Origin of the sequence: Massilistercora timonensis (assembly GCF_048354975.1) — a bacterium.
GTDB lineage: Bacteria > Bacillota > Clostridia > Lachnospirales > Lachnospiraceae > Massilistercora > Massilistercora timonensis.
On sequence record NZ_DBGCJQ010000001.1, the window covers coordinates 1 to 10,508 of the forward strand.

The following is a 10,508-nucleotide window of genomic DNA, read 5'->3' on the forward strand; positions in this document are numbered from 1 at the left end:
TATGGTCCGGATCCTCACAGGAACGCTCCTGGAGATCGGAACTGGCGAGCGGGACGCGGTGAAATACCTGATCGGCCCCAAGAATTTTACCAGCTTTACCGACGACAAGGACTGCAAGGATCCGGTGCGCAAGATTACCAATATCAAGATCGTCCGCTCCGGAGAGAAGGTGCGGATCACTTACTATGGCACCGGATTTTTGTATCATATGGTCCGGATCCTCACAGGAACGCTCCTGGAGATCGGAACTGGCGAGCGGGACGCGGACATGCTGCCGGTGGTGATCGCGGCGGAAGACCGGTCCCTGGCGGGATTCCTGGCTCCGGCCAGAGGACTTTTCCTGCGCAAGGTCTACTACTAGAGAACAAGGAGGAGATCAGATGAAGTTTATCTCATGGAACGTGAACGGCCTGCGGGCCTGTGTGCAGAAAGGGTTCCTGGATTTCTTCCGGGAGGCGGACGCGGATATCTTCTGTGTCCAGGAGACCAAGCTGCAGGAAGGTCAGATCGACCTGGAGACGCCCGGGTATCATCAGTACTGGAATTACGCGGAGAAAAAGGGATATTCCGGGACGGCAGTGTTCACGAAGAAGGAGCCGTTAAGTGTCTCTCTTGGCATCGGGCAGGAGGAGCATGACCGGGAGGGCCGGGTGATCACGCTGGAGTATGACGGGTTTTATTTTGTGACAGTATATACCCCTAACTCCCAGAATGAACTGGCAAGGCTTTCCTACCGGATGGAGTGGGAGGAAGCCTTCCTCTCCTATCTGAAGAAGCTGGAGGAGACAAAGCCGGTGATCTTCTGCGGGGATCTGAATGTGGCCCACAGGGAGATCGACCTTAAGAACCCTAAGACCAACCGGAAGAACGCCGGATTCACAGATGAAGAGCGGGAGAAGTTCTCCCATCTTCTGGAGGCCGGATTCGTGGATACTTTCCGGTATTTCTACCCGGATCAGGAGGGGATCTATTCCTGGTGGTCCTATCGGTTTAAGGCAAGAGAGAAGAACGCAGGGTGGCGGATCGACTATTTCTGCGTATCCGACTGCCTGAAGGAGAAACTGGAGGACGCCAGGATCCTGACCCAGGTGATGGGATCGGACCACTGTCCCGTGGAACTTGACATGAACTGGTAAGGAGGAACAATAAATGCAGAGCATAAGAAAAGTAACGGAAGATATTTTGTGGGTCGGCTGCAACGACAGGCGGATCACATTGTTTGAGAATTTATTCCCGGTGCCAAAGGGAGTATCTTATAACTCCTATCTCATCCTGGATGAGAAGGTGACACTGATGGACACGGTGGATGCTTCCGCCACAGAACAGTTCTTTGAGAATCTGGAGGCAGGGCTTGCGGGCCGTTCCATCGATTATCTGGTGGTCCATCACATGGAGCCGGACCATGCGGCCAATATCAAGCTCCTTCTGGAGAAATATCCAGAGATCCAGGTGGTGGCAAGCGCCAAGGCCCTGCAGATGATCGGCCAGTTCTTCGATCTGGATCTTTCTGGCCGCTCCATGGAGGTGAAGGAAGGGGATACCCTTTCTACCGGAAGCCATACCTTCCATTTCGTGGCGGCGCCGATGGTCCACTGGCCGGAAGTCCTGGTGTCCTATGATGAGAAGGAGAAGATCCTCTTCTCCGCCGACGCGTTCGGAACCTTTGGCGCGCTGAACGGCACCATTTTCAATGACGAGGTGGATTTCGAGAGAGAGTACCTGGCGGACGCCAGAAGATACTATGCCAATATCGTGGGGAAATACGGAATGCAGGTGCAGGGGCTCCTTAAGAAGGCGGCCGGTCTGGACATCCAGATGATCTGCCCCCTTCACGGTCCCATCTGGAGGACAGATCTTGGCTGGTTCATCGACAAGTATGACAAATGGAGCCGGTATGAGCCGGAGGAGAAGGCAGTGGTAGTCCTCTACGGTTCGATCTACGGCCATACAGAGCAGGCGGTGAACGCCCTTGCCTGCGCGCTGGCGGAGAAAGGGGCGAGAAATATCGCGGTTTACGATGTGTCCAGAACCCATCTATCTGATCTGATCGGAGAGATCTTCCGGGCCAGCCATCTGGTTATCGCGTGTCCCACTTATAACGGAGGGATCTACCCGCCCATGGAGAATCTCCTGACAGATATGAAGGCCCTGTCCGTCCAGAAGCGCACGGTGGCCCTGATGGAGAACGGAACCTGGGCCGCGGCTTCCGGGAAGCAGATCTTAAAGCGGCTGGAAGAAATGAAAGAGATGTTGGTGCTGGAGGAACAGCTGTCCCTGAAATCCGCTCTGAAGCCAGAGCGCGCCGGGGATCTTGAGAGATTTGCGGGACAGATCATGGAGACGCTGTAACGGAGGTTGGATACAGAATGGAAAACAGAGTTTCAGTGATCAGTATCATTGTGAAAGATGAAGAAGCGGCGGGGGCGGTCAACGACCTGCTCCATGAATACCGCCAGTATATTGTGGGGCGGATGGGCCTTCCCTACCGGCAGCGGGGGATCTCCATCATCAGTGTGGTGATCGACGCGCCCCAGGAGGCCGCCAGCTCCCTCTCCGGGAAGCTGGGGATGGTGGAAGGCGTTACGGCCAAGACCCTGACCGCGAAGATTTAGACGTTTTACAGACGGTGGATGCCGCTTTGCAGTTCTTCCGCCCATTTCTGCAGGTTGTAGGTGCGGCCGCCGAACAGTTTGAGGATGACGCCGGTGGGATGATTTTCATTGGCAAAGGCGTTGGCTTCATCGGTGTCTACATGCATGGCAAGGGCGAAGTTGGGATCCACGCGGACAACCACGTCGGCGAAGATGAGAGAGCGCTCATAGCTCTCCATGATCACAAAGACGTCGTCATTGTCCTTGACGTTCAGCTGGATGGCCTGGACAGGAGTCATATGGATGTGCCGTTTGGCCACGATGACGCCGTGATCCAGTTCCAGGCTTCCCGCAGGTCCTATAAGAGTACAGCCCGGCGTGCCTTCTGTGTCGCCGGACTGGCGGATCATGCCGGGGATGCCCATCTTCCGGGAATCTGTCATAGAGATCTCGATCTGAGTCTCCTTTCGGAAAGGGCCCAGGACAGCCACATTTTTAAAATGGCCTTTAGGTCCCTGGATGGTCAGCCGTTCTTCGCAGACATACTGGCCCGGCTGGCTTAAGTCTGCTTTGTAGGTGAGCCCGCCGCCTTCGCCGAAGAGGGTGTGGAAATCTTCTTCACACAGATGGATATGGCGGGCGCTGGTTTCGATAGGGATTGCAAGACTCATGATCGTGTCTCCTTTCGTAGTAATGGAATATCCTTATTTTAACAGAGCGCACTCTGATTTTCAATCACATTTCCCCTTTCTTTTTCCGGGGAAATAGAATATAATGAGAAAGTAGAAAATCGTGGTGAGTATAAAAATCAATAAGGAGGTACGGCTATGAGAGCAATCTGGGAAGGCATCAAAGAGTTTTTCGAGAGAGACTGGACGCCGGCGGAGAAGATCCTGGTGATCGTCTGCTGCCTGTTGCTGGGGATCGTGAAGGGATTCCTTCTGTCTCCGGTGAAGAAGGGGATCGCCTGCGGGAATAACAACGGCAACACCTATAATCAGCTGGACGACGAGTACTGGCTGGATGAAGAAGAATAAGCACAGGACAAGTACGAGAACAAGGGCGTTTTCATCGGGGAATGAGAACGCCCATTTTTATGAGGAGACCAGCTATGATCCGATGAAGGGGAGAAACGTTATGAGGAAGGTTTTATTGCTTATTGTATGCTGCGCCCTTATATGCAGCCTGAACGGATGTATCATTTTCACGAGAGGATCATCCAATGAATTTCGCTCGGATGAAGAATTGGCGGATGAAATGATTGAAAGCATTATCGAGTGTGCGGAAAAGGAAGATGCAAAAGCGCTGACAGGATTATTCTCCCAATATGCCGAGGAGAATACGTTAAACTTAACTGAACAGGCAGAAGACTTCATAGAGTTTTTTCAAGGCCAATGTAAAAGCTGGAAAGGAAATACAAGTTCTCATGAAAGAAGTGAACACGGGAAAAAAGTCTGGCGTGAATTGCGCGGGCACTATTCAGTTATTACAGATGAAGCACGGTATGAAATAGCATATATTTATATTCCTTTTCAAAGAGAGGAACCGGATAAGGAAGGGCTTACTGCAATAGAGATCACAACAGAAGAAATTTTTAACCAGGATTGGTTTCTTTGGAGCCTGGACGAGGAACCGGGCATCTATGTGGTAGAAGAAAGGGAAGAAACGCAAGGTTTCTAAGGAAGACTTATGATCGTATTTTTGATTTTGGGTGGAATTTTTATAATTGTTGGTTACATAATGGGAGTAAGAAAGTTTATCAAAGCATACCAATACCGCGGGAAGGCAGAAGGAGTCATACTCGATTATGAAAATTCAACAGGGACAGGGAAACAAAATAATGGATTTTTTTATCCAGGGAAAAATGTGAGGTGAGGTATCATACAGGCAACCCTGAAAAATCATATTTGAAAACGTCTGATCGGCTGCTTCAAAGTGTTATCGCAACAGTGTTCTTTTTGCTCGGGGGAGTGATCATGATTTTCGGGATCATATTACCGGGTATCATTATATGAATCACAATATTAGAAAGAAAGGAAATATGGTGTTTTTGCTTCTGTAAACATCGTACAGAAATGATATGAAATTTACGAAAATGCAAGGTTTGGGAAATGATTATGTCTATGTCAACTGTCTGGAGGAGATGGTGCCGGATCCGGAGGAGACCGCAAGGCTGGTCAGCGACCGTCACTTTGGAGTGGGGTCCGACGGCCTGATCCTGATCTGTCCTTCCAAAGTGGCGGATTTTGAGATGCGCATGTACAATGCGGACGGCTCCCGGGGAGAGATGTGCGGGAACGGCATCCGCTGCGTGGGCAAATACGTCTATGACTATGGCCTGACTGATAAGACTGATATTACGGTAGAGACCCTGGCAGGGATCAAATATCTGGAGATCTTCCCGCAGGATGGAAAAACCCGGGAGATCAAGGTGGATATGGGAGCACCTGTAGTGTCCGCAATAGACAGTCCGATAGAGGTAAATGGGCAGGAGTACCGCATCACGGAAGTCTCCATGGGGAATCCTCACGCAGTGTTGTATATAGAGGATGTGCAGGGGCTTGCCATCGAGAAGATCGGTCCCTGTTTTGAGATGCATCCCCGGTTCCCCAACCGGGTGAATACAGAGTTCGCCCGGGTGCTGGACCGGCAGACGGTGGAGATGCGGGTGTGGGAGCGTGGCTCCGGGGAGACCCTGGCCTGCGGCACCGGCGCCTGCGCCGTGGCGGTGGCGTCCATGGTGAACGGTCTGACGGAACATCAGGTGACGGTGCGCCTGCTGGGCGGAGACCTTAAGATCCAGTGGGACGGCAAAGACGGAAGCGTCTATATGACAGGGCCGGCCCGCACGGTATTTGAAGGAGAGATCGACCTGGAGCATCTGGACGTTCCGGGCAGAAATCAGTAGAGAAGGAGAGAAGGATATGTTTAAAGTAAACCAGGATTATTTGAAACTTCCGGGAAGTTATCTGTTTTCTACCATCGGCAGAAAGGTGGCCGCTTATCAGGAGGCAAATCCGGATAAGGGGATCATCCGTCTCGGGATCGGGGATGTGACCCAGCCTCTGGCGCCGGCCATCATCGAGAGTCTCCATAAGGCGGTGGATGAGATGGCCCATGAGGAAACCTTCCATGGATATGCGCCGGATCTGGGATATGAATTCTTAAGAAGCGCCATGGCAAAACAGGATTATCAGGCCAGGGGCTGTGACATCCGGGCGGATGAGATCTTTATCTCCGACGGAGCCAAAAGCGATTCCGGCAATATCCAGGAAATCTTCGCCAGGGATAATAAGATCGCGGTATGCGACCCGGTATATCCGGTCTATGTAGATACCAATGTGATGGCGGGCCGGGCAGGAGACTATGATCCGAAGACCGAGACCTGGAGCGATGTGATCTATATGCCCTGTACAAAGGAGACCGGCTTTGCGCCGGAGCTCCCGGGGGAGACGCCGGATATTATCTATCTTTGCTTCCCCAACAATCCAACCGGCTCCACGATCACGAAGGATCAGCTTCAGGAATGGGTGGATTATGCCAATAAGGTGGGCGCTGTGATCATTTATGACGCGGCTTATGAAGCTTATATCTCAGAGGCGGACGTGCCCCATACCATCTATGAGTGCCAGGGGGCCAGAACCTGTGCCATCGAGCTTCGCAGCTTCTCCAAGAACGCCGGGTTCACCGGGGTAAGGCTTGGGGCTACGGTGATCCCCAAAGATCTGAAGAGCGGGGATGTGATGCTCCATTCTCTGTGGGCCAGACGCCACGGGACAAAGTACAACGGGGCGCCCTATATCGTACAGCGGGCCGGAGAAGCAGTTTATTCCGAAGCCGGGAAAGCACAGCTGAAAGAGCAGGTGGCCTACTATATGAGAAACGCGAAAACTATTTACGAAGGGTTGAAAAGCGCGGGCTACAATGTGTCCGGCGGCGTGAACGCTCCCTATATCTGGCTGGAGACGCCTAAGGGGATGAGTTCCTGGGAGTTCTTCGACTATCTGCTGGAGCACGCGGGAGTGGTAGGAACACCGGGATCCGGATTCGGCCCCAGCGGAGAAGGATACTTCCGGCTGACTGCTTTTGGAAGCCATGAGAATACAAAGGCGGCGATCCGGCGGATCCAGGAGATGTAAGAAAGAGAGCAGAACATAAAAAGACCAGGGAGAGAAAATCTTCCCTGGTCTTCTTTATGACTTTTTATGCGCCGATGGCTTTGTTGATGGTATCCTGGATCAGGCAGTAGCTTACAATACTCAGTCCAAAGATGCCAAGGATCAGATAAAGGATGCCGGAGCTTCCGTTCATTCCCTTGATCCGGTCGCAGCGGTCGCCCATCTTGTAGAGCCAGTACCAGCCGTAGATCCCGCAGGTGATGATGGTAAATACAAGAACCATGCCGCCGCTGGTAGCCTGGTACTCTCCGGAGAGCTGATTGACCTCGTCGTTAAGCTTGATCAGCCAGTAGAGTCCGTAGATTCCACAGGTAACGATGGTAAGAATGATGGCTACCGGGATGCTTCTGGGTGTGATCCCGAAATTGGAAGATCCCTGATTCTGATAGCCGGGGCCTCCGGGCTGCGCCTGGTAGTTCTGGGCGTTGCCGTAATTGTATTGTCCCTGTCCGCCTGTCTGACCGCCTGCTGCGTTCGGTGTGGGAGCGCCCTGGGGCAGCGGGCTTCCGCATTCCGGACAGAACTGAGCGTTGTCAGCACAGGATGCACCACATTTTGTACAATATTTCATTGGTAGTTCCTCCTCATATCGTAAAAATAAAATTCATAGACATCATACCACATGCAGGCGTATATGGCTATAGATTTTACATAATTAAAACGAAATCCCGCGGACTTTTTGCCCGCGGGATCCGTTGTCGTTGTTATCTAAAAGGAATGAGAGTAAAAGCGCCGCCTCCGGAATTTACATTCCAGAGGCTTTACTTAATGAGGGGGGAGATAGTTGATGTGCTGTTCAACTATCTGTCATACAGTATAAGGAAGAAATGTGACCAAAGTGTGATCATATCCTAAAAGAAATCGAAAGAATCTTAAGAGCAGATTAACATTTAACAAAATAAAGATTGCAATCTGTCTTCTGATTCTCTACAATGTGTTCTTGGATACAGAAAACAGACTGGATCAATATGAACCGGGGGTGCATGGGATTATGGATTACAAGCGGATTTTGGAAGGGATCCTGGACATCGGCGAGGCAATGCTGTGCAGCGGGGCGGAGAATTTCCGGCTGGACGATACGCTCTACCGGATGTGCAAGAGTTACGGCTTTAAGCGTTATGACGTGTTCGCGATCCCAAGTAATATACAGATCACGGTGGAGACGCCGGAGGGAGAGATCCTGACGCAGGTCCGCCATATTGAATCAACAGGCATCAACTATGACCGGCTGGACTACCTGAATAACCTGGCCCGGTATGTGTGCCAGAATACGCCGGATGCAAAGGAACTGCATGAGAAATACCTGGAAGTGATGAACCGGCCGGAGCCCCGGCAGCTTACAACCTATCTTGCCGGGATCATGGGCGGGGCGGGATTCGCCGTGTTCTTTGGCTGCGGGCTGATGGACGGGATCGTGGCGGTGCTGGTCTCTGCCATGATCGTCTTTGTGGGGAATTGGCTTGGCAAGCGGGAGGATAACCTTCTGATCTACAACCTGATCCTTGCTTTTCTTGCGGAGGCCATTATCATCGGAATGACCTTCCTTGGGATCGGGACCCATCCGGACCGGATCATGATCGGCATCGTCATGCTGCTGATCAGTGCCTTAAGTACCACCAACGGCATCCGGGAGGTGCTGCAAAGAGACTTTATCTCCGGCCTTATCAATATTATGAATTCCATCCTGGGAGCGGCAGGGATCGCATTCGGGATCGCCATTGCCATGCGGCTTTTTGGCGGCGGGCATTCCGACGGGTTTATGCTGAACCCCAGTGTGCCTATTCAGCTGATCTCCTGTACAGTGGCCTGTACCGGGTTCGCCCTGTGGTTCAAGATCAAGGGGCGCCAGGTGTTCTATTCCAGTATCGGAGCCTTCTGCACCTGGGCGATCTATGTGGTGGCTTTTGAGATCTGGCCCAGCAACTTTATCGCCACCATGGCGGGCGGGATCTTCGTGGCGGCCTATGCATTTGTCATGTCCCGGGTCAATAAGGCGCCGGCTACCATTTTCCTGACAGCCTCCGCTTTTCCTCTGATCCCCGGACCTAATCTCTACTATATGATGTACGGCTGGGTGAGCGGGGATAACCTTATGGCAAGGCAGGAGACGGGGATACTGCTGGAGACCTGTCTGGCCATTGCTCTGGGCTTCCTGATCGTGGACGTGGTGTCCCGGTGCATGCTGTATGCGGCGAAAAAGGAGATCCACGTGGGGAAGCGGGGGAATCTAAATTAGGGGTTTCCTTTTGAATCTGGATGTGCTATAATCAACTTTGCGTGGGGCATTAGCGCAGTTGGGAGCGCGCAACATTCGCATTGTTGAGGCCACGGGTTCGAATCCCGTATGCTCCAGTAGAGTCTGACAGGACGAGGCTTCTCGTCCTGTTTTTTTACCCCGTTTTTTTGTTTTTTACCCCTTCTTTTTGTGTACTTTCTAATTGAAAGGTGACAAAAAGTAAGAATCTGCGGTATAATGAAGAAAATTGTGCCAAGGAGGGATATACTTATGGAGAAATCAAAGGTCTACTTTACAACGATGAAAACCACCTTGTCAGAGAATCTGCCTCAGAAGCTGAAGCGGCTGATCCTGGCGGCAGGGATGGATCAGATTGATTTTGACGGGAAATATACAGCTATCAAAATGCATTTTGGAGAGCCGGGGAATCTGGCATTCCTGCGGCCCAACTACGCGGCGGTGGTAGTGAATACCGTGAAGGAGCTGGGTGGGAAGCCCTTCCTTACCGACTGCAATACCCTGTATGTAGGCGGGCGGAAGAATGCGCTGGATCATCTGGATTCTGCCTATCAGAACGGATTCTCTCCGTTTTCCACAGGCTGCCACGTGCTGATCGCCGATGGCCTGAAGGGGACCGATGAGACGCTGGTGCCTATAGACGGAGAATATGTGAAGGAAGCTAAGATCGGCCGGGCGGTGATGGACGCGGATGTGTTTATCTCTCTCAATCACTTCAAAGGCCATGAGGCTACCGGTTTTGGCGGGGCGCTGAAGAATATCGGTATGGGCTGCGGCTCCAGGGCCGGCAAGATGGAGATGCACAGCGCCGGGAAGCCCTATGTGGAGCAGGAAAACTGTATCGGCTGCGGCAACTGTATCCGGATCTGCGCCCACGGGGCGCCGTCGATCACAGACCGCAAGGCAACCATCGATCAGGATAAATGCGTGGGTTGCGGACGGTGTATCGGAGTCTGTCCCAGGGACGCCGTATGTCCGGCAAGTGATGAGTCCAATGATATCCTGAACCGGAAGATCGCCGAGTACAGCCTGGCGGTGGTGAAAGACCGGCCGCATTTCCACATCAGTCTGGTGATCGACGTGTCGCCCAACTGTGACTGCCATGCGGAGAATGACATTCCTATCGTGCCGGATGTGGGCATGTTCGCCTCCTTTGATCCGGTGGCCCTGGACCGGGCCTGCGCGGACGCGGTGAACAAGCAGCCGGTGATCGCGGGAAGCCAGCTGGATGAGATGCCTCATGTGCACCACGATCATTTCATTGATTCCGCGCCCACTACAGACTGGAGAGTCTGTCTGGAGCACGCTCAGAAGCTGGGACTTGGGACACAGGAGTATGAACTGATCCAGATCTAGGATCTGAGGACAAGAAGAAAAGGCAGGAAGATACATGACGAAGAAGCAAAGAGCCCTGGAAGTGATCCAGAGGCTGAAAGAAGAATACCCGGATGCAGGCTGCACCCTGGATTATGACCAGGCGTGGAA

12 protein-coding genes, 1 tRNA gene and 2 pseudogenes are annotated in these 10,508 nt (G+C 52.4%); 13 read left to right on the plus strand and 2 right to left on the minus strand.

The window, feature by feature from the left end; translation table 11 throughout:
• From ACML7B_RS00005 to ACML7B_RS00020, 4 genes and pseudogenes are all read left to right on the plus strand, one after another.
• A pseudogene (locus ACML7B_RS00005) lies at nt 1–361 on the plus strand (tRNA pseudouridine(38-40) synthase TruA); the annotation flags it as partial.
• Between the two features lie 19 nt (nt 362–380).
• Nucleotides 381–1,136 (plus strand): exodeoxyribonuclease III, encoded by a 756-nt coding sequence (gene xth / locus ACML7B_RS00010; protein WP_418538707.1) that lies wholly within the window; start codon nt 381–383, stop codon nt 1,134–1,136.
• Between the two features lie 13 nt (nt 1,137–1,149).
• Nucleotides 1,150–2,349 carry an FprA family A-type flavoprotein gene (locus ACML7B_RS00015; RefSeq protein WP_418538709.1) on the plus strand — a complete coding sequence of 400 codons (1,200 nt, stop codon included), beginning with the start codon at nt 1,150–1,152 and terminating at the stop codon, nt 2,347–2,349.
• A gap of 17 nt (nt 2,350–2,366) precedes the next feature.
• Nucleotides 2,367–2,612, plus strand: a complete 246-nt coding sequence (locus ACML7B_RS00020; protein WP_418538710.1) for a TM1266 family iron-only hydrogenase system putative regulator — start codon at nt 2,367–2,369, stop codon at nt 2,610–2,612.
• A gap of 5 nt (nt 2,613–2,617) precedes the next feature.
• On the opposite strand, the gene ACML7B_RS00025 is transcribed toward ACML7B_RS00020, so the two are convergent.
• Nucleotides 2,618–3,262, minus strand: coding sequence for a PduL/EutD family phosphate acyltransferase (locus tag ACML7B_RS00025; RefSeq protein WP_418538712.1), 645 nt, complete (start codon nt 3,260–3,262; stop codon nt 2,618–2,620).
• A 156-nt stretch (nt 3,263–3,418) separates the two neighbouring features.
• Between ACML7B_RS00025 and ACML7B_RS00030 the strand changes: the two genes are divergently transcribed.
• The 5 genes from ACML7B_RS00030 (at nt 3,419) to ACML7B_RS00050 (ending at nt 6,730) form a co-directional block, all read left to right on the plus strand.
• Entirely contained in the window at nt 3,419–3,628 is a 210-nt protein-coding gene (locus ACML7B_RS00030) for a hypothetical protein (RefSeq protein WP_106789059.1), read from the plus strand.
• Complete coding sequence (locus tag ACML7B_RS00035; RefSeq protein WP_346707140.1) at nt 3,615–4,271, plus strand: DUF5104 domain-containing protein; 657 nt, start codon at nt 3,615–3,617, stop codon at nt 4,269–4,271. The genes ACML7B_RS00030 and ACML7B_RS00035 overlap by 14 nt, the downstream gene beginning before the upstream one ends.
• 9 nt (nt 4,272–4,280) lie before the next feature.
• Complete coding sequence (locus tag ACML7B_RS00040; RefSeq protein WP_418538714.1) at nt 4,281–4,466, plus strand: hypothetical protein; 186 nt, start codon at nt 4,281–4,283, stop codon at nt 4,464–4,466.
• Between the two features lie 205 nt (nt 4,467–4,671).
• A complete protein-coding gene (gene dapF, locus ACML7B_RS00045; RefSeq protein WP_418538716.1) occupies nt 4,672–5,499 on the plus strand; it encodes a diaminopimelate epimerase in 828 nt (275 codons plus the stop codon).
• A gap of 16 nt (nt 5,500–5,515) precedes the next feature.
• Nucleotides 5,516–6,730 (plus strand): LL-diaminopimelate aminotransferase, encoded by a 1,215-nt coding sequence (locus tag ACML7B_RS00050; RefSeq protein ID WP_346707137.1) that lies wholly within the window; start codon nt 5,516–5,518, stop codon nt 6,728–6,730.
• A 64-nt stretch (nt 6,731–6,794) separates the two neighbouring features.
• On the opposite strand, the gene ACML7B_RS00055 is transcribed toward ACML7B_RS00050, so the two are convergent.
• Complete coding sequence (locus ACML7B_RS00055) at nt 6,795–7,340, minus strand: DUF4234 domain-containing protein (RefSeq protein ID WP_418538717.1); 546 nt, start codon at nt 7,338–7,340, stop codon at nt 6,795–6,797.
• A 420-nt stretch (nt 7,341–7,760) separates the two neighbouring features.
• Between ACML7B_RS00055 and ACML7B_RS00060 the strand changes: the two genes are divergently transcribed.
• The 4 genes and pseudogenes from ACML7B_RS00060 to ACML7B_RS00075 all read left to right on the plus strand — a co-directional run.
• Nucleotides 7,761–9,005, plus strand: a complete 1,245-nt coding sequence (locus tag ACML7B_RS00060) for a threonine/serine ThrE exporter family protein (RefSeq protein WP_418538718.1) — start codon at nt 7,761–7,763, stop codon at nt 9,003–9,005.
• A 43-nt stretch (nt 9,006–9,048) separates the two neighbouring features.
• Nucleotides 9,049–9,121: transfer RNA gene (locus ACML7B_RS00065), tRNA-Ala, on the plus strand.
• Nucleotides 9,122–9,275: 154 nt separating this feature from the next.
• Nucleotides 9,276–10,379: a DUF362 domain-containing protein gene (locus ACML7B_RS00070; RefSeq protein ID WP_418538719.1), complete on the plus strand. Its 1,104-nt coding sequence runs from the start codon at nt 9,276–9,278 to the stop codon at nt 10,377–10,379.
• Between the two features lie 34 nt (nt 10,380–10,413).
• Nucleotides 10,414–10,508 (plus strand): annotated as a pseudogene (locus ACML7B_RS00075) (endonuclease III); the annotation flags it as partial.